We start from the raw sequence: 19,212 nt of genomic DNA on the forward strand, positions 1-19,212 counted from the left end.
ATATCGAAGGCCAGCTCCAGACGCGCAAATACACCGACAAGGATGGCGTCGAGAAATATTCGACCGAAATCGTGCTGCAGGGCTTCAACAGCGTGCTCACCATGATCGGTGGCCGTGGTGGCGCGGGCGAGGGGGCGGGCGGCGGCTACGGCGGCGGCGACGAATTCGGGCAGTCTGGCCCGATGGACCGTCCGCGCGGCGGCGCTGGCGGAAAGGCTGCGGTTCCTGCCCGCGACCTTGACGACGAAGTGCCGTTCTGAGGCGCCTCCCGGGGGTTGGAAACCGGCCTTTCCGGAGCCGCGCAAGAGCGGCTGTCAGGCCTGAAAAACAACAGCTTTTCATTGTGCCGGAGGGTCGCAACTCCTAAACTGGGGAGACTTCCGAATCGTTGCCTGGCCGGCTTCGGTTCGGAGCTTTTTCCCAGGGCCAGCTTGCAGGTTTTACGTGGCCGACAACAACGACGAGAAGGGCGCGCCCCCGCCCTCCAATCCTTCCGAGATCGCCCCCATTTCCATCGAAGAGGAGATGCGCAAGAGCTATCTCGATTACGCGATGAGCGTCATCGTCAGCCGCGCTCTACCTGACGTGCGCGATGGGTTGAAGCCGGTGCACCGGCGCATTCTCTACACCATGGATGAGAATGGCTTCTCGCCCGACAAGCCATACAAGAAGTCGGCCCGTGTGGTCGGTGACGTGATGGGCAAGTATCACCCCCACGGCAACATCGCGATTTACGATGCGCTTGTGCGCATGGCGCAGAGCTTTTCGCTGCGGCTCCCGCTCATCGACGGCCAGGGGAATTTCGGCTCGGTTGACGGCGACCCGCCGGCGGCGGACCGTTACACGGAGGCCCGCCTTGCGAAGGCCGCCGTTCCGCTGCTTGACGACCTGGACAAGGACACGGTGGATTTCCAGCTAAACTATTCGAATGAATTCCGCGAGCCCACCGTTCTTCCCGCCAAGTACCCCAATCTGCTGGTCAACGGTTCCGGCGGCATCGCCGTCGGCATGGCCACCAATATGGCCCCGCATAATCTGGGCGAGGCGATCGACGCCTGCATCGCGGTGATCGACAATCCGGGGATCGGCATCGACGAACTGATCGACATCATTCCCGGCCCCGATTTTCCGACGGGTGGCCTGATCCTCGGCCGGGCCGGCATCAAGTCCGCCGCTCACACCGGGCGCGGTTCCGTTGTGATGCGGGCCCGGGTCGAGGTGGAGGAAATCCGCAAGGAGCGCGAGGCGCTGATCGTCACCGAGATCCCCTATCAGGTGAACAAGGCGCTGATGATCGAGCGCATCGCGGAACTGGTGCGCGAGAAAAAGCTCGAGGGCATTTCCGACATCCGCGACGAGTCCGACCGCCAGGGCATGCGCGTCGTCATCGAGCTGAAGCGCGATGCGATGGCGGAGATCGTGCTGAACCAGCTCTATCGCTTCACGCCGCTGCAATCGACCTTCGGCATCAACAACGTCTGCCTGACCGGCGGCCGGCCCGAGCAGCTGAACCTCAAGGATCTGCTGGAGGCCTTCGTGGCCTTCCGCGAGGAAGTGGTCACCCGCCGCACCAAGTTCCTGCTCAACAAGGCGCGCGACCGCGCGCATGTTCTGGTGGGCCTCGCCATCGCGGTCGCGAACATTGACGAGGTGATCCACCTCATCCGCACCTCGAAAGACGCGGCGGAGGCCCGCGAGGCCCTGATGGCGCGCGACTGGCCGGCCAGGGACATGGCGCCCCTCGTCGCGCTCATTGCCGATCCGCGCCATGCGCTCACGGCGGAGGGCGCCTATCGTCTTTCGGAGGAGCAGGCCCGCGCCATACTCGACCTGCGCCTGCAGCGCCTCACCGCGCTTGGCCGCGACGAGATCGGGGAGGAGCTGCACACGCTCGCGGAGGAGATCAGGGACTATCTCGAGATCCTGCGCTCGCGCGCCCGCGTGCTCGGCATCATCAAGGACGAGCTCGCCGGAATTCGAAGCGGGTTCGCCACGCCGCGCCGCACCGAGATTGTGGAGAACGAAGGCGAGGTCGAGGACGAGGACCTGATCCAGCGCGAGGACATGGTCGTCACCGTGAGCCACGCGGGCTATGTGAAGCGCGTGCCGCTCTCGACCTACCGTGCGCAGCGCCGCGGCGGCAAGGGCCGCGAGGCGGGCGGTACGCGCGAGGAGGATTTCGTGACGAAGCTGTTCGTCGCCTCGACCCACACGCCGATCCTGTTCTTCTCCTCCGCCGGCATGGTCTATCGCCTCAAGGTGTGGCGCCTGCCGCTGGGCACGCCGCAATCGCGCGGCAAGGCGCTGATCAACCTGCTGCCGCTGGAGCGGGACGAGCGCATCACCACGATCCTGCCCATGCCGGAAACGGCGGCGGAGGCCGATGGCCAGTTCCTGATGTTCGCCACGCGCTCCGGCACGGTCAGGCGGAACGAGATCTCGGATTTCGAGCAGATCAACCGCGCTGGCAAGATCGCCATGAAGCTGGACGAAGGCGACATGATCGCCGGCGTCGGGATATGCACCGAGAACGACGACGTGCTGCTCACGACGGCGCAGGGCCAGTGCATCCGCTTCCCCGTCGGCGAGGTCCGCGTGTTCAAGGGCCGCGACTCCACGGGCGTGCGCGGCATCCGGCTCGAGGGCGACGATCGCCTGATCTCCATGTCGATCCTCAGGCACGCCGATGCCTCACCCGATGAGCGCGCGGCCTTCATCAAGATGTCCCGCGCCGTGGCCGGTGAGGAGCCGGAGACCACTGGCGGCGACGAGGAGGCCTCCTCCGAGACCACGCTCAGCCAGGAGCGCTTTGCCGGGATGAGCGCGGCAGAGCAGGTGATCCTGACGGTTTCCGCCAATGGCTATGGCAAGCGCACCTCGTCCTTCGAATACCGCATCACCGGCCGCGGCGGCAAAGGCATCGTGGCCATGGCGGTGAACGGGCGCAACGGCCCCCTGGTGGCGAGCTTCCCCGTGGAGGAGACCAGCCAGATCATGCTGGTGACGGACGGCGGACAGCTGATCCGCACCCCCGTCAACGGCATCCGCAAGGCGGGGCGTTCGACCCAGGGCGTCATCATCATCAATGCGGCGGATGACGAGCGCGTGGTCTCCGTCGAGCACATCACCGAGGAGGAAGGCGGGGAGGCGGAGGGCTGAGCCTTTCCCACCTTCGTCCTCTCCCCGCGGCGCGGGAGAGGAGGGGGCCCCGGCGCAGCCGGGGTAGGTGAGGGGAAGCAAGTCGCGGGGTCTTGCGCCTAATCCTGGCTTCCCCTCATCTCCCCGTTGCGTCCCGCAACGGGTCCCTTCTTCTCCCGCTGGAGAAGCGGGAGAAGACATATTAGGATTGCCGGGATGGAGACTCCACCATGACCCTCGAATCCTACCTCGCCTTCACAGCCGCCGCGGCGGCGCTGGCCTTCGTGCCGGGACCCACCGTCACGGTCATCATCGCCAACAGCCTGCGCCATGGCCACCGGGCCGGGCTCATGAACGTTGCGGGCACGCAGGCGGGCTTCGTCATCTGGCTGGCGATCGCCGCGCTGGGACTGGGGGCTGCCATCAAGGTGATGGGCGTGTGGTTCGACCTGCTGCGCTGGGCGGGCGCGCTCTATCTCGTCTGGCTGGCGGTCAGGCTGTTCCGCTCCAGCGGCGATCTTGCGGTGGCGGTGGACCGGGCGCGGCCCGGGGGCAGTTTCTTTCTGCAGGGTTTTATCGTCATCATGTCCAACCCCAAGATGCTGGTGCTGTTCGGCGCGCTGATCCCGCCCTTCATCACGCCCGGCGCAAATGCCATGCAGCAGATCCTGATCCTCGGCGGCACTTTCATGGCGATCGCCGGCTGCGGCGACGTGGTCTATGCCATGATGGCGGGCAAGGCCGGCAGCTTCCTGTCGCGCTCGCGCATAAGGGCGCTGGAAATCGTCAGCGGCTGCTTCCTGATGGGCGGCGGCATCTGGATGGCGCTGAGAGGACGCTGACATGACGCGCACCGGTTTCTACCCAGGCTCCTTCGACCCCGTCACCTATGGCCACCTCGATATCATCGCCCGGGCGGCGCGGATCGTCGACAAGCTGGTGCTGGGCGTGGGCGTGCACCACGGCAAGCAGGCGCTGATCCCGGCCGCCACCCGGATCGCGCTGCTCGAACAGGTGACCAGGCCCATTGCCGGGCACACCGGCCTCAGGATCGCGGTCACCACCTTCGATGGGCTGGCGGTCGATGCGGCGCGCAAGTCCCATGCGGGCGTCATCATCCGCGGCCTCAGGGACGCAACCGACTTCGACTATGAGGTTCAGATGGGCCAGATGAACGCGGCCATGGCGCCTGACATCGAGACCGTCTTCCTCGCCGCCTCGCCCGCCACCCGCATGATCGCCTCCTCGCTGGTCAAGCAGATCGCCCGGATGGGAGGGGACATCGCGCCGTTCATCCCGAAGGAGGCGCGGGAGGCGATGGCCGGGGCGCTCAAGCCTGCGCATTGACATTTGGTTTCTGTCCCCTCAGGAACGGCATCGACAACAAATGGAGAGACCATGATCCGGAAACTGGCACTGGCCGCAATTGCCGCGGGCCTCATCGCGACTCCGGCGCTCGCCGCGGAGAAGCTTAAGGTGGAGACCAGCAAGGGCTGCTCCTTCGAGATCGCGCTCCGGCCTGACCTGGCGCCCAGGCATGTGGCGCAGATCACCCAGCTGGCGAAGGAGGGCTTTTACAACGGCATCGTCTTCCATCGCGTGATCGAGGGTTTCATGGCCCAGACGGGCGACCCCACGGGCACCGGCATGGGCGGCTCCAAGCTTCCGGACATCAAGGCCGAATTCACCCAGGAGCCGTTCAAGCGCGGCACCGTGGGCATGGCCCGCTCGAGCGACCCCGATTCCGGCAACAGCCAGTTCTTCATCATGTTTGCTCCCGGCGACTTCCTGAACGGCCAGTACACCGTCTGGGGCCAGGTCGACGGGAAGGGCATGGAATGCGTCGACAAGATCGAGCGCGGCGAGCCGCCGCCGAACCCTGACAAGATGGTCAAGGTCACGGTGGAGTAAGATCATGGCCGAACCCGAAAACACCCTCTATCTCGACGTGGCCAATGCCAGGGGCGAGCCCAGGGGACGCGTCACCATCGAGCTGCGCCCGGATCTCGCCCCCAACCACGTCGCCCGCATCAAGGAACTGGCGCGCGAGGGCGCATATGATGGCGTGGTCTTCCACCGCGTCATTGATGGCTTTATGGCCCAGGGCGGCGACGTGCAGTACGGCAACACCAATTCCCCGGGCTTCAGCCCCGGCAGCGCGGGCACGGGCGGCTCCAGGAAGCCGGACCTGAAGCAGGAATTCTCCAAGGAACCGCATGTCCGCGGCGTCTGTTCCATGGCGCGCTCGCAGAACCCGGATTCGGCCAACAGCCAGTTCTTCATCTGCTTCGATGACGCCACCTTCCTCGACCGCCAGTACACGGTGTGGGGCAAGGTGACGGACGGCATGGACATCGTCGACGGCATCAAGCGCGGCGAACCCGTGCGCGAGCCGGACAAGATCGCCCGGATGCAGGTCGCGGCCGACGCGAATTGACGGACACGAAGCCGTCACCCCGGCGAAAGCCGGGGCCCCGCTTTCCGCACGTGTGGTCCCCAAAGCGGGGTCCCGGCTTTCGCCGGGATGACGGGTTGAGGGGGTGGTGCCTGGAGGACCACGCCGATGCGCGTTGCCGACTTCGACTTCGATTTGCCGCCGGAACGCATCGCGCTCCGGCCCGCGTCCCCGCGCGACTCATCCAAGCTGCTGGTGGTCCGTCAGGATGTGCTGGAGGACCATGTCTTCCGCGAGCTCCCCGATCTCCTCCGCGCCGGGGACGTGCTGGTCTTCAACAACACGCGCGTGATCCCCGCAGCCCTGTCGGGTCACCGCATGGGACGGTCGGGCACCACGCCCAAGATCGAGGCGCTGCTCCACATGCGGCTTGACGGAAGCCGCTGGAAGGCCTTCGTGAAGCCCGCCAGGAAGCTGGTGACGGGCGATCGCGTGCGCTTTTGCGATGAAAAAACATCATTACGTGTCAATAGCTTGGATGCAACTGTTGAGGAGAAAGGCGAAGCGGGTGAGGTGACCCTTGCCTTCGACCTTCATGGGCCGGCCCTCGATGAAGCCATAGCCGCCGTGGGTGAGATGCCGCTGCCGCCCTATATCTCCGGCAAGCGCGGCACGGACCAGCAGGACAAAGCGGACTATCAGACGATCTATGCCGAGAAGCAGGGTGCGGTGGCCGCGCCGACCGCCGGCCTGCACTTTACGCCGCAGGTGATGGAACGGCTGCAAGCGGCTGGCATATCACAGGAATTTGTGACCCTCCATGTCGGCGCCGGAACCTTCCTGCCGGTGAAGGCGGAGGATACCAGGGACCACAGGATGCACGCCGAGTGGGGTGAGGTGACGGCCGCTGCCTGTGTGCGCCTCAAGGCGGCACGCGCCGCCGACGGCCGGATCGTGGCGGTTGGCACCACCTCTCTCCGCCTTCTCGAAAGTTCGGGCCTTGAACCGTTCTCCGGCACAACGGAAATCTTCATCACGCCGGGCTACAGGTTCCGGGCCACGGACCTGCTGGTCACCAATTTCCATTTGCCCAAATCGACGCTGTTCATGCTGGTCTCGGCCTTTGCCGGGCTGGAGCGGATGCGCCAGGCCTATGCCCATGCCATCGCGAATGACTATCGGTTCTATTCCTATGGCGATTCCAGCCTGCTATTCCCCGCGCCATGACACCTGAATTCGGCTTCACGCTCCATGGCGCCGACGGCACTGCGCGCCTCGGCACTGTCCACACGCTGCATGGTGACATCCGCACCCCCGCCTTCATGCCGGTTGGCACCGTCGGCACGGTGAAGGGCCTCTATCTCGACCAGGTGGAGGGCACGGGGGCGGACATCATCCTCGGCAACACCTACCATTTGATGCTGCGCCCGGGGGCGGAGGAGGTGGCGAAGCTGGGGGGCCTGCACCACTTCATCGGCTGGAAGCGCCCGATCCTCACGGATTCCGGCGGGTTCCAGATCATGTCGCTTTCAAAGATCCGCAAGATCACCGAGCAGGCCGCCATGTTCCAGTCCCACATCGACGGGCGGAAATACGAGCTCTCGCCCGAGCGGGCCATGGAGATCCAGCGCCTGCTGGGCTCCGACATCCAGATGCAGCTCGACCAGTGCATCGAATACCCGCACACCGAACAGGAGGCCGAAAAGGCCATGCAACTGTCGCTGCGCTGGGCCGAACGCTCGCGCCGCGCCTTCGGACGCCAGCCGGGCCGCGGCAATTTCGGCATCGTGCAGGGCGGCATCGACGCCAGGCTCCGCAAGGAGAGTGCCGAAGGGCTGAAGTCCATCGGCTTCGAGGGCTATGCCATCGGTGGCCTGGCGGTGGGCGAGGGGCATGAGCTGATGCTGCGGGCGATCGAGCACACCATTCCGCACCTGCCTGAGGACCGGCCGCGCTACCTCATGGGGGTGGGGACGCCCGGGGACATTCTGGAATCGGCCGCCCGCGGCATCGACATGTTCGACTGCGTGCTGCCCACCCGCTCGGGCCGGCACGGCCAGGCTTTCACCCGCTTCGGCAAGATCAATCTGCGGAATGCGAGGCATGCGGATGATCCGCGGCCGCTGGACCCGGAACATCCGTGCCCGGCCCTGTCGCGGTATTCCAGGGCCTATCTGCATCACCTGATCCGCGCGGGGGAGCTTCTCGGCATGATGCTCTTGTCCTGGGCCAACATCGCCTATTATCAGTCGCTCATGCAGGGCATCCGGGCGGCGATTTCCGAAAACCGCTTCGAAGACTTCCGGCTTGCGACCAAGGAACAGTGGAAACGCGGCGATAACGCGTCATAATCGCCCGAAAACCTGGGAGGACAAAATGAAGCTTTCGGACGAGGTGATCATTCCCGTGCCGCGCCAGAAGGTGTGGGAAGCGCTCAATGACCCTGAGGTGCTGCGCCAGGCGATCCCCGGCTGCGAGGAGATCGTCAGGAAATCCGACACCGAGATGGAGGCCAGGGTGACGGTGAAGCTCGGTCCGGTGAAGGCGAGCTTCAAGGGGGCCGTCACCCTGTCCGATCTCGACCCGCCCAATGGCTACCGCATTCAGGGCGAGGGCAAGTCCATGATGGGCGGCGCCATCGGCGGCGCCAATGTCCGCCTTGAGGAAGCGCCCGAGGGCACCAGGCTGATCTATGACGTCGATGCCCAGGTGACCGGCAAGATCGCCAGCCTCGCCCAGCGTTTCATCGAGCCGACCGCGAGGCAGCTTTCCGCCCAGTTTTTCGAGAATTTCGCCAGGCTCGCGCTCAACGAGCCGGCTTGATCACTTCCCCGCGCCGCCCGTGTGTTCGCCCTCGCGCGTCAGGTAATAGGCGGCGAGGATGGGCAGGAAGGTGACCGCGATGACGATGAGCGCCACCACATTGGTGACCGGGCGCTGGCGCGGGCGGATCAGCTCGTTCAGCATCCAGATCGGCAGCGTGGCCTGCTGGCCCGCCGTGAAGGTGGTGACGATCACCTCGTCGAAGGAGAGCGCGAAGGCCAGCATGCCGCCCGCCAGCAGGGCGGAGCCGATCTGCGGGAGGATCACATAACGGAACGTCTGCGCGCCGCTGGCGCCCAGATCCATAGAGGCCTCGATCATGCCGGGCGACAGGCGGCGGAAGCGGGCGAGCGCATTGTTGTAGACCACCACGATGCAGAAGGTGGCGTGGCCCAGAACGATGGTCCAGGTCGAGAACGGGACCGACATGATGTCAAAGGCGGAGCGCAGCGCAATGCCCGTGATGATGCCGGGCAGGGCGATCGGCAGGATGAACAGCAGCGACAGCGAATCCTTGCCGAAGAACCGTGCCCGCCACAGGGCGGCGGCGGCGAGCGTTCCCAGCACCAGCGCGATCAGCGTGGCCAGCAAAGCCACCTGAAGCGACAGCCACAGCGGCCCCCAGATGTCCGGCCGGTCGAACCAGGCGGCCCCGAACCAGCGCAGTGTGAGGCCCGGCGGCGGAAACTGGAAGCTCTTCTCCTCCGTGGTGAAAGCGTAGAGAACGATCAGCGCCAGCGGAATGTGCAGGAACAGCAGGCCGCCGATGGCGGCGGCCTTGAGCGGGAGCGTGGCGCCGGCCTCAGAGCGCATCGAAGGCCCCCAGCCGCCGGGCGATGATGAGGTAGACGCCCATGATGACGACGGGAACGACGGTGAAGGCGGCGGCCAGCGGAATATCGCCCGCCGTGCCCTGCAGCGCATAGACCGTGGTGCCGATGAAGGGCCGCGAATTGCCGACGATCTGCGGAATGATGTAGTCGCCCAGCGTCAGCGAGAAGGTGAAGATCGAACCCGCGACGACGCCCGGAAGGCTGAGCGGCAGGATCACCGTCCGGAAGGTCTGGCTGGGCGAGGCGCCGAGGTCTGCCGCGGCTTCGACGAAGTCCTTCGGCACACGCTCGAGCGCTGCCTGGGTGGGCAGGATCATATAGGGAAGCCAGATATAGACGAAGACGATGAAGGTGCCGATGTAGCTGAAGGACAGCGACGGCCCGCCGATAACGGGAAGACTCAATAGTCCGTCGATCACCCAGCCCAGATGCAGCTTCTCCGCCACCCAGCTGATGATCCCCTCCTTGGCCAGGATCAGCTTCCAGGCATAGACCTTCACCAGATAGCTGGACCACAGCGGCATCATGACCGCGAGATAAAACAGCGCCTTCCAGCCGCCCCGCGCATAGCGCGCCGCATAATAGGCGATGGGGAAGGCGATAAGGGCGCTGGCCACGGTGACGAGTGCCGCCATCACCGCCGTCCGCAGGATGATGGTCAGGTTTGTCGCGGTGAACAGGTGCCCGTAGGTGGTGAGGGTAAACTCGTGGACGACGGTTCCCGAAAATTCATCGAGCGAATAGAAGCTCTGCAGCAGCAGGGCAAGGAGCGAGCCGATGTATACAATGCCGATCCACAACAGCGGCGGCAGCAACAAAGCCAGCGTGAGCAGGCCCGGATTGCGGTGGAAGAAATCCGAAAGACCGCCGCGCGGGACCGGTGTCGCCGGAGACGCTGTCATGCATGCTCCACGGCGACCGGGTTTGGCGCATTCAGGGCAAGCGTCACCGCATCACCGCCCCGCAACCGGGTGGTTCTGGCAGGACAGTTTGCCTCGTTCAACATGTGAAGAAAACGCCAATACTGTTGGTCTTGCGAAGGACGGGACGTGGCCTCAAGGCGGTTCGAAAGAACCGGGCGGTCGATTTTGCCCATAAGGGTTTCCCTCCCCGCGAGGGGGAGGGGTGCCTGTGCAAGCTTACTGACTCATGACTTGGCGGAAGGCCTTGTCCCACTGCGAATAGGGCACGCAGCCGCCTTCCACGCCGCATTTCGCGGTGGGGGTGCGCCAGAACCAGATCTTGTCGAAGTTTTCGAAGCCGTTGGTGGCGCAGCCCGCATCCGTCAGCAGCTCGTTGCCTTTGCAGGCCGCGGGAACGGACGGCACGGAGCCGAACCAGGCGGCAAGGTCGCCCTGCAGTTTGGGCTGCAGCGAGTGGTTCAGCCACATATAGGCGCAGTTCGGATGCGGCGCATTCGCGTGCATCATGGTGGTGTCGGCCCAGCCGGTGGCGCCTTCCTCCGGAATGGTTGACGCAACGGGCTGCTTGTCGGCCTTGAGCAGGTTCACCTGGAAGGGCCAGGAGCCGGAGGCGACCACACCCTCGTTCTTGAAGTCGTCGATCTGCACCATGGCGTCATGCCAGTAACGGCCGACCAGCTGGCGCTGGTTCTTGAGCAGCGCGATGACGGCATCGAACTGCGCCTGGTTGAGCTCATAGGGGTTCTTGATGCCGAGCTCGGGCCTGGTCTTCATCAGGAAGAGCGCGCCATCGGCCACATAGATCGGGCCGTCAAAGGCCTGGACGCGGCCCTTGTTGGACTTGCCGTCGGGCAGCGTCTGCTCTTCGAACACCACGGACCAGCTCTTCGGCGTGTCCTTGAACACCCTGGTGTTATAGGCCAGCACGTTGGGACCCCACTGATAGGGAACGCCATAATGCACGCCATCCACCGTGTGCCAGGGCGCCTCCTTCAGGCGCTTGTCCAGCGTGTCCCAGTCCTTGATCAGCGCGATGTTGATCGGCTGAACCTTCCTGCCCGCCACCAGGCGCAGCGAGGCATCGCCCGATGCGGTGACGAGGTCGAAGCCTCCCTGGTTCATCAGGGTCACCATTTCGTCGGAGGTGGCCGCGGTCTTGACATTGACCTTGCAGCCCGTCTCCTTCTCGAAGCCGGTGACCCAGTCAAAATTCTTGTCGGTCTCGCCGCGCTCGATGTAGCCCGGCCATGCCACGATATCGACCTGGCCTTCTCCCGGGCCGATTTCCGTCCTGGCCTCCTGGGCCATGGCAATGCCGGCCGCGGCGGCGATGGCGGCCAGCGATGTGATCGCTGTCTTCGTGAACGTCATGATATCTGCTCCCTGTTGGGCCGTGTGTGGCGCGTCTTGGCGGCACCCCTCGGCCTGTGCCATGTATTGTGAACCGAAGTGGACCCAGAGTTCAACCCCGGCAAAGTTTTGGGCAAAACCATGCGCAGTGTCTGGATCGCCTCTCCGCTCGCCATTCTGGCGGATGCGCCCGGGGGAATTGTGCTGCGCGGCGGGCGGATTGCAGAGCTGCTGACACCGGGGCAAAGGCCGTCGCAGCCCGTTGAGGAAGTTTTCGATGCATCGCAGCACGTGGTGCTGCCGGGCCTCGTCAACACGCACCACCACTTCTACCAGACGCTGACGCGCGCCCACCCGGACGCCATCAACAAGAAGCTCTTCGACTGGCTGATGGCGCTTTACCCGGTGTGGGCGCGGCTGACGCCCGAAGCGATGCGGCTGGCCACCAGGCTGGCGCTGACAGAGCTGCTGATGTCGGGCGTCACCACCACATCGGACCATCACTATCTGTTTCCGGGCGGGCTTGACGATGCGATGGACATCCAGGTCGACGAGGCGCGCCGCCTCGGCATCCGCATGACGGTGACGCGCGGGTCGATGAACCTGTCGCTCAAGGACGGCGGCCTGCCGCCGGACTCCGTGGTGCAGGACGAAGACACCATCCTCGCCGACTGCGAGCGCGTCATCGGCGCATATCACGAGCGGGGCGAGGGCGCGACGATCCAGATCGCGCTCGCCCCGTGCTCGCCGTTCAGCGTCACCAAATCGCTGATGCGCGCCTGCGGCGCGCTGGCGGAGAAGCATGACTGCCGCCTCCATACCCATCTGGCGGAGACGCATGACGAGGACGCGTTCTGCAGAGCGATGTTCGGCATGAGTCCGCTCGACTATCTTGAGGATGTGGGCTGGCTGAATGACCGCACCTGGCTCGCCCATGGCATCCATTTTTCCGATGGCGACGTGACACGCCTCGGGCGGCATGGAGTGGGTGTGTGCCATTGTCCCACCTCGAACATGGTGCTCGCCTCGGGCCAGTGCCGCACCCGCGAGCTGGAGGCGGCCGGCGCGCCGGTTGGGCTCGGCGTCGACGGGTCCGCCTCGAACGACTCCTCCAACCTCATGGAGGGCGTGCGGCATGCGCTGATGATCAACCGCCTCACCTATGACGCCTCCGTTACCCATCTCGATGCGCTGCGCTGGGCGACGCAGGGCTCCGCCCGCTGTCTCGGGCGCGGCGATATCGGCGAGATCGCGGTGGGCAAGCAGGCTGACTTCGCGCTGTTCAAGCTCGACGAGTTGCGCTTCTCGGGTGCCGGAGATCCGCTGGCGGCCCTCGTGCTGTGCGGGGCGCACAGGGCTGACCGGGTGATGGTGGCGGGCCACTGGCGCGTTGTTGACGGGATGCCGGATGGCATCGACATCGCCCGGCTGCGGGCCGCTCACGGCGCCGCGGCGAAACGCTTCCTCTGAGGAGTTCGCGCCCGTGATGGACCTTGCCGCCGAGTACAACAACCGGGCACTCGTTCCCGATCACCCCGAGATCATCGCCCGCTGGCGCCGGGACGCGGCGGCCTACCGGGCTGCGCATGGTGGAGACCTCGACATTGCCTATGGCGCGCGGCCCCGCAACCGGGTGGACCTGTTTCCGGGCCATGGCGGGCAGGGGCAGGGGCCGCTCATCGTGTTCATCCATGGCGGTTACTGGCGGAGCTTCGACAAGTCGGCCTTCAGCCATGTGGCAGGACCGGCGAATGCGGCGGGCTTCGATGTGGCCGTGCCCGGCTACACGCTCTGCCCGGAGGTGACGGTGGCGGACATCATCGACGAGATGCGCCAGTGCTGCCTCCACCTCGGCCAGCGCTTCAACCGCCGGCTGGTGGTGACGGGGCATTCGGCCGGAGGCCATCTTGCCGCCGCCATGGCCGCGACCGAATGGCCGCTCTACGGCGCCAGAGCCGACCTCATTCAGGCCTGCCTGTCCATCAGCGGGCTGTTCGACCTCCGCCCGCTGTTGGCCACGCCTTATAATGACGATCTGCGGCTTTCCCCGGCCGGGGCGATGGCGGCCAGCCCGCTGTTCTGGCCGGCGCCCAGCCGCATTGCCTTCGAGAGCTGGGTGGGGGCGGAGGAGAGCTTCGAATTCCGCCGCCAGGCCCGGTCCTTGGCCGCCGCCTGGGAGGGGCTGGGGCTTTCCTGCCGTTATGAGGAAGTGGCGGGAGAGAACCATTTCAGCATCGGGGACCTGCTGGCGCGGCCCGGCCATCCGCTCACACGGCGTCTGCTGGAGCTTGCCGGGGCCTGACACCGCAGGGAAATCTTCCGGTTGGAGCGTGAACCGCAGCCTTTCCTCCGGCGATCTAAGTCCCCGGCGAAACCGAAGCCATCCGCCCTGCGTCACCGCTGACACGGAAGCGCCGGAATTTCGCCGCGAATACCCCCTCCACATTTGGGGCGAAGCGACTATATAATCGATCTCATGCCGAAGCCGCCCAACCGCAAAGACGACAATCAGACAGGGGTGATCACCCGAACCGAGGCGAAGACCAAGAAACCTTCGCTCTACAAGGTGCTGCTGCTGAATGACGACTACACGCCGATGGAATTCGTCGTGCATGTGCTGGAGCGGTTCTTCGGCAAGGGACGCGAGGAGGCCACCCGCATCATGCTGCATGTCCACCAGAAGGGCGTCGGCGTCTGCGGGGTTTACACATTCGAGGTGGCGGAGACCAAGGTGACCCAGGTCATGGATTTCGCCCGCAACCACCAGCATCCCCTGCAGTGCACGATGGAAAAGGAATAGGCCAATGCCGACATTCTCCCGCAGTCTCGAAAAGGCGCTGCACCGCGCCCTTGCACTGGCCAACGAACGCCGCCACGAATATGCGACGCTGGAACACTTGCTGCTCTCGCTCACCGAAGACAAGGACGCCGCCGCGGTCATGAAGGCCTGCAACGTCGATCTCGACGTGCTGCGCCGCAGCCTGACCAACTACATCGACAATGAGCTGGGCCAGATGATCGCGGCCGAGCGCGAGGACTCCAAGCCCACCGCGGGCTTCCAGCGCGTCATCCAGCGCGCGGTGATCCATGTTCAGTCATCGGGCCGCGAGGAAGTGACCGGCGCCAACGTGCTCGTGGCGATCTTCGCGGAGCGCGAGAGCCATGCCGCCTTCTTCCTGCAGGAGCAGGACATGACGCGCTATGACGCGGTCAACTATATATCCCACGGCATTGCCAAGCGTTCGGGCCTGTCGGAGACGCGGCCGGTGCGCGGCGTCGACCAGGACCAGCAGAGCGCCAGCCACAATGACGGCGAGGAGGGCGGCTCCAAGAAGAAGGGCGAGGGTGACGCGCTCGACGCCTATTGCATCAATCTCAACAAGAAGGCGGGCGAAGGCAAGATCGACCCGCTGATCGGCCGGGAGGCCGAGGTCCGCCGCACCATCCAGATCCTGTGCCGCCGCCAGAAGAACAACCCGCTCTTCGTGGGTGATCCCGGCGTGGGAAAGACGGCGATCGCCGAGGGTCTCGCCTGCAAGATCATCAACGGCGACGTGCCGGAAGTGTTGCTCAACTGCACCGTTTACCAGCTCGACATGGGCGCGCTGCTGGCCGGCACGCGGTATCGCGGCGACTTCGAGGAACGCCTGAAGGCGGTGGTGAAGGAAATCGAATCCCGCCCGGGTGCGATCATGTTCATCGACGAGATCCATACGGTGATCGGCGCCGGCGCGACATCGGGCGGCTCCATGGACGCCTCGAACCTGCTCAAGCCGGCGCTGGCGAATGGCGCGCTGCGCTGCATCGGGTCCACCACCTACAAGGAATACCGCCAGCACTTCGAGAAGGACCGCGCCCTGGTGCGCCGCTTCCAGAAGATCGACGTGAACGAGCCCTCGATCCCGGATGCGATCGAAATCCTCAAGGGCCTCAAGCCCTATTACGAGGAGTTCCACAAGGTCCGTTACACCGATGACGCCATCGAAACGGCGGTGCAGCTCTCGGCCCGCTATATGGCCGACCGCAAGCTGCCGGACAAGGCGATCGACGTGATCGACGAAACGGGCGCCTCGCAGATGCTGGTCGCCGAGGACAAGCGGCTTACGGTGATCGGCGTGCCGGAGATCGAGGCCACCATCGCCACCATGGCCCGTATTCCGGCCAAGACCGTGACGAAGGACGACGCCACGGTGCTGAAGAACCTCGACGCCGAGTTGAAGCGCATGGTGTTCGGCCAGGACAAGGCGATCGAGGCGCTGGCCGCCTCGATCAAGCTGGCGCGCGCCGGCCTGCGCGAGCCCGAAAAGCCCATCGGCTGCTATCTGTTCTCCGGCCCCACGGGCGTGGGCAAGACGGAAGTCGCCAAGCGGCTCGCCGAAGTGATGGGCGTCAACATGCTGCGCTTCGACATGTCGGAATATATGGAGCGTCACTCCGTCTCGCGTCTCATCGGCGCTCCACCCGGCTATGTGGGGTTCGACCAGGGCGGCTTGCTGACAGACGGCATCGACCAGCATCCCTATTCGGTGCTGCTGCTTGACGAGATCGAGAAGGCGCATCCGGACCTGTACAACATCCTGCTGCAGGTGATGGACCACGGCAAGCTGACGGACCACAACGGCAAGTCCGTCGATTTCCGCAACGTGATCCTGATCATGACCACGAATGCCGGCGCCCAGGACATGGCGCGCGAGGCCATCGGCTTCGGCAACAGCGTCCGCCAGGGTGACGACATGGAGGCCATCCAGCGCCTGTTCACGCCGGAGTTCCGCAACCGCCTGGATGCGGTCATTCCCTTCGGCCACCTCCCGCCGGAGGTGGTGCGCAAAGTGGTGGAGAAGTTCGTGCTTCAGCTTGAGGCGCAGCTGGCGGAGCGTCAGGTCAACATCGAGCTCTCGGCGGAAGCGGCGGACTGGCTCGCGAAGAAGGGCTATGACCAGCAGATGGGCGCGCGGCCCCTGTCGCGGGTCATTCAGGAGCACGTGAAGAAGCCACTGGCTGAAGAGGTGCTGTTCGGCAAGTTGTCGAAAGGCGGCACGGTGCGCATTCTGCTGAAGGGTGACCAGCTCCACTTCGACTATCTGGGACGCGACGAGGAAAAAGCGCTGCCCGGACGGCCGGAGCGAAAGGCCCTGCCGCGTGCCTCTACGGAAACTGACGATGAAGGTGACGACAAGGCCGGGAAGAAGGCGGCAAAGCGCAAGCCAAAGGCCAAATCCGAGTGACATGCCACGGCGAAACGACGGCGAAATGAGGGAAAACCGGCGTACTGCACAATTGCAGTCGCCGGTTTTCTTGTTATGGTGCGATTCAGAACAATAAGGGGTCCAGCGGGCCCCACGGGGAGGCAAGGCGTGGAAAACGCTGCAGCGGATGCCGATGGCCACCGCCCGGTTGCGGTGAAGGTGACGGACCTTCACAAGAAATTCGGCGAGCTTGAGGTGTTGAAGGGCGTGTCGCTGACGGCGCGCGAGGGCTCGGTCGTGTCGATGATCGGCGCTTCCGGTTCAGGAAAATCCACCTTCCTCCGCTGCATCAACTTCCTCGAGATGCCGACCCAGGGCGAAATCGAAGTCACAGGCGAGAGGGTTTCTCTCGCGCGGCACAAGGATGGCGACTTGCACCCGTCCGACCGCAGGCAGCTCGAACGCATCCGCACGCGGCTGGGCATGGTGTTCCAGAGTTTCAATCTCTGGCAGCACATGACGGTGCTGCAGAACGTGATCGAGGCGCCGGTGCATGTGCTGGGCGTGCCGAAAGCCGAGGCGGTCGAGCGCGCCGGGAAGCTGCTCCACAAGGTCGGCCTGTTCGAGAAGCGCGATCAGTATCCCGCGTTTCTTTCGGGCGGCCAGCAGCAGCGCGCCGCCATCGCGCGCGCGCTCTGCATGGAGCCCAAGGTCATGCTCTTCGACGAGCCCACGTCGGCGCTCGATCCGGAACTGGTGGGCGAAGTGCTGAAGGTCATCCGCGACCTCGCCGATGAAGGCCGCACCATGATCCTCGTGACCCACGAAATGAAATTTGCCCGCAGCGTCTCCAGCCACGTCATCTACCTCTACAAGGGTGTGATCGAGGAGGAGGGGCCGCCATCGCAGGTGTTCGGTTCGCCGCTGAGCGACCGGTGCCGCCAGTTCGTTTCCGGAATTCATTGAAATGTCCGGAGAGGAAAATAAATCCATAAAACAGGGAGGATGAAAATGAACTTCAGGAGACTACTGATCGCAGCCGCGGCCGCGTTGACGATCGGGGCAACGTCCGCCAGAGCGGACCTCGTTTTCGCAACCGACACCTCGGCCTACCCGCCCTTCACCTCAAAGAACGCCGCCGGCGAATGGGTGGGCTGGGAATATGAGTTCATGAACGCCCTCTGCGCCGAAATGAACGAGAAATGCACGATGACCGCGATCGCGTGGGATGGCATCATTCCCGCGCTGCTCGAAAAGAAGATGGACGGCATCCTCGGCTCGATGTCGATCACCAACAAGCGCAAGGAGGTGATCGATTTCTCCGACATGTACTATAATTCCGCCGCGGTCATCATCGGCGCCAGGAACGGCGACATGGACTTCTCGCCCGAGCATCTGTCCGGCAAGACGATCGGCGTTCAGGGCGCGACGATCCACCAGAATTACGTCGACAAGTACTATGTGCCGAAGGGCGCGGTTTCCAAGGCTTATCAGAAGCAGGATGAGGCGAACGCCGATCTTGCCGCGGGCCGTGTCGACTATCTGATGGCGGATGGCGTGGCTTTGCGCGATTATTTGATGTCGGACGAGGGCAAGGCCTGCTGCGAGCTGAAGGGCGCCGTGCCGGACGACAAGGAAGTGTTGGGCTACGGCGTCGGTGTCGGCCTCAGAAAGGAAGACACGGCCCTGCGCGACAAGATCAACGCGGCGATCAAGTCCCTCGCAGCCAGGGGTTACTTTGAGGAGCTCACGAAGAAATATGGTCTTGATGGCCTCATGAAGCTTCCTCCCAGGGGTTGATGACCCGCAACGGCCGCCCTCCGTGGCGGCCGTTGCCGATCCGGTGGGCGCAATGTTCCCTGAAATCCTGAGCTTTGGCGAGAAGGGCTTTGGAGATGAACTTCTCCGCGGCACGCAATACACGCTTCTGATCTCAGCCTTCGCCTATCTCCTGGGCGTTGCCCTGGGGCTGCTCGGCGCGTCGGCCAAGCTCTACGGCGGCCCCATGTCGCGGGGGATCGGCGGGATATACACCTCCATCGTCCGGTCGGTGCCGGAGCTGGTGCTTATTCTTATCCTTTACTTCGCCGGCACGCGCGGGCTCAACACGCTGCTCGGGTTTATTGGCGTGGGCCCGGTTGAGGTCAACGCGACGCTGGCCGCCATCGTGGTGCTCGGGGTGGTGCAGGGCGCTTACCACACGGAGGTTTTCCGCGCCGCCATCCTCGCCGTTCCTCCCGGGCAGATCGAGGCCGGCCGCGCCTTTGGCATGGGCCGGCTGCTTATCTTCCGGCGCATCATCGGACCGGCAATGCTGCCGAACGCAATTCCCGGCCTTTCGAACCTCTGGCTGATCGTGATCAAGGATACGGCGCTCGTCGCGGTGGTCGGGAATGTCGAGCTCCTGTCGATCACCGCATCCGCCGCGGCGTTCACCAAGAAATATATGCTGTTCTATCTTGCCACGGCGCTGATCTATCTGACCATCACACTGGTCTCGAGCTACCTCATCGGGCTTGTGGAGCGCCGCTATCGGCGCGGCCAGGCGGGATTGGCCTGAGGTG

At 64.6% G+C, this 19,212-nt stretch carries 18 protein-coding genes and 1 pseudogene; 16 read left to right on the plus strand and 3 right to left on the minus strand.

Translation table 11 applies throughout. The annotated features are described in order from the left end of the window. From IOC69_RS07905 to IOC69_RS07945, 9 genes and pseudogenes are all read left to right on the plus strand, one after another. Positions 1-260 (plus strand): annotated as a pseudogene (locus IOC69_RS07905) (single-stranded DNA-binding protein); the annotation flags it as partial. Between the two features lie 184 nt (positions 261-444). After that, entirely contained in the window at positions 445-3,159 is a 2,715-nt protein-coding gene (gene gyrA, locus IOC69_RS07910; RefSeq protein WP_290543002.1) for a DNA gyrase subunit A, read from the plus strand. Between the two features lie 209 nt (positions 3,160-3,368). Then, positions 3,369-3,980, plus strand: a complete 612-nt coding sequence (locus IOC69_RS07915) for a LysE family translocator (RefSeq protein WP_290543003.1) — start codon at positions 3,369-3,371, stop codon at positions 3,978-3,980. A gap of 1 nt (position 3,981) precedes the next feature. Further along, complete coding sequence (gene coaD, locus IOC69_RS07920; RefSeq protein ID WP_290543004.1) at positions 3,982-4,485, plus strand: pantetheine-phosphate adenylyltransferase; 504 nt, start codon at positions 3,982-3,984, stop codon at positions 4,483-4,485. 51 nt (positions 4,486-4,536) lie between these two features. Next, positions 4,537-5,049, plus strand: a complete 513-nt coding sequence (locus IOC69_RS07925; protein ID WP_290543005.1) for a peptidylprolyl isomerase — start codon at positions 4,537-4,539, stop codon at positions 5,047-5,049. A gap of 4 nt (positions 5,050-5,053) precedes the next feature. Continuing rightward, positions 5,054-5,575, plus strand: coding sequence for a peptidylprolyl isomerase (locus IOC69_RS07930; RefSeq protein ID WP_290543006.1), 522 nt, complete (start codon positions 5,054-5,056; stop codon positions 5,573-5,575). Positions 5,576-5,701: 126 nt separating this feature from the next. Continuing rightward, complete coding sequence (queA, locus tag IOC69_RS07935) at positions 5,702-6,760, plus strand: tRNA preQ1(34) S-adenosylmethionine ribosyltransferase-isomerase QueA (RefSeq protein WP_290543007.1); 1,059 nt, start codon at positions 5,702-5,704, stop codon at positions 6,758-6,760. Further along, the gene (tgt, locus tag IOC69_RS07940) at positions 6,757-7,884 is read left to right on the plus strand and encodes a tRNA guanosine(34) transglycosylase Tgt (protein ID WP_290543008.1); all 1,128 of its coding nucleotides are present in this window, start codon (positions 6,757-6,759) and stop codon (positions 7,882-7,884) included. The genes queA and tgt overlap by 4 nt, the downstream gene beginning before the upstream one ends. A gap of 25 nt (positions 7,885-7,909) precedes the next feature. After that, entirely contained in the window at positions 7,910-8,356 is a 447-nt protein-coding gene (locus IOC69_RS07945; RefSeq protein WP_290543009.1) for a CoxG family protein, read from the plus strand. Here IOC69_RS07945 and IOC69_RS07950 read toward each other — a convergent pair whose 3' ends face one another. The 3 genes from IOC69_RS07950 to IOC69_RS07960 all read right to left on the minus strand — a co-directional run bounded on the left by IOC69_RS07950 (position 8,357) and on the right by IOC69_RS07960 (position 11,483). Continuing rightward, complete coding sequence (locus IOC69_RS07950; protein ID WP_290543010.1) at positions 8,357-9,169, minus strand: ABC transporter permease; 813 nt, start codon at positions 9,167-9,169, stop codon at positions 8,357-8,359. It abuts the gene before it with no gap. Then, positions 9,159-10,091: an ABC transporter permease gene (locus tag IOC69_RS07955; protein ID WP_290543011.1), complete on the minus strand. Its 933-nt coding sequence runs from the start codon at positions 10,089-10,091 to the stop codon at positions 9,159-9,161. The genes IOC69_RS07950 and IOC69_RS07955 overlap by 11 nt, the downstream gene beginning before the upstream one ends. A 237-nt stretch (positions 10,092-10,328) precedes the next feature. Next, complete coding sequence (locus IOC69_RS07960; RefSeq protein ID WP_290543012.1) at positions 10,329-11,483, minus strand: ABC transporter substrate-binding protein; 1,155 nt, start codon at positions 11,481-11,483, stop codon at positions 10,329-10,331. A 120-nt stretch (positions 11,484-11,603) separates the two neighbouring features. Here IOC69_RS07960 and IOC69_RS07965 point away from each other — a divergent pair, with 120 nt between their 5' ends. From IOC69_RS07965 to IOC69_RS07995, 7 genes are all read left to right on the plus strand, one after another. Beyond that, entirely contained in the window at positions 11,604-12,932 is a 1,329-nt protein-coding gene (locus tag IOC69_RS07965) for an 8-oxoguanine deaminase (RefSeq protein ID WP_290543013.1), read from the plus strand. A 16-nt stretch (positions 12,933-12,948) separates the two neighbouring features. Further along, the gene (locus IOC69_RS07970) at positions 12,949-13,764 is read left to right on the plus strand and encodes an alpha/beta hydrolase (RefSeq protein ID WP_290543060.1); all 816 of its coding nucleotides are present in this window, start codon (positions 12,949-12,951) and stop codon (positions 13,762-13,764) included. A gap of 174 nt (positions 13,765-13,938) precedes the next feature. After that, positions 13,939-14,262, plus strand: a complete 324-nt coding sequence (gene clpS / locus IOC69_RS07975; protein WP_290543014.1) for an ATP-dependent Clp protease adapter ClpS — start codon at positions 13,939-13,941, stop codon at positions 14,260-14,262. Positions 14,263-14,266: 4 nt separating this feature from the next. Beyond that, a complete protein-coding gene (gene clpA, locus IOC69_RS07980; protein ID WP_290543015.1) occupies positions 14,267-16,687 on the plus strand; it encodes an ATP-dependent Clp protease ATP-binding subunit ClpA in 2,421 nt (806 codons plus the stop codon). A gap of 129 nt (positions 16,688-16,816) precedes the next feature. Beyond that, the gene (locus IOC69_RS07985; RefSeq protein WP_290543016.1) at positions 16,817-17,614 is read left to right on the plus strand and encodes an ABC transporter ATP-binding protein; all 798 of its coding nucleotides are present in this window, start codon (positions 16,817-16,819) and stop codon (positions 17,612-17,614) included. Positions 17,615-17,653: 39 nt separating this feature from the next. Continuing rightward, positions 17,654-18,448 (plus strand): transporter substrate-binding domain-containing protein, encoded by a 795-nt coding sequence (locus IOC69_RS07990; protein WP_290543017.1) that lies wholly within the window; start codon positions 17,654-17,656, stop codon positions 18,446-18,448. Positions 18,449-18,500: 52 nt separating this feature from the next. Continuing rightward, entirely contained in the window at positions 18,501-19,208 is a 708-nt protein-coding gene (locus IOC69_RS07995) for an ABC transporter permease subunit (RefSeq protein ID WP_290543018.1), read from the plus strand. Positions 19,209-19,212 lie beyond the last annotated feature (4 nt).

The sequence above is a fragment of the Aestuariivirga sp. genome, assembly GCF_020252405.1.
In the GTDB taxonomy this organism is placed as follows: Bacteria; Pseudomonadota; Alphaproteobacteria; order Rhizobiales; family Aestuariivirgaceae; genus Aestuariivirga.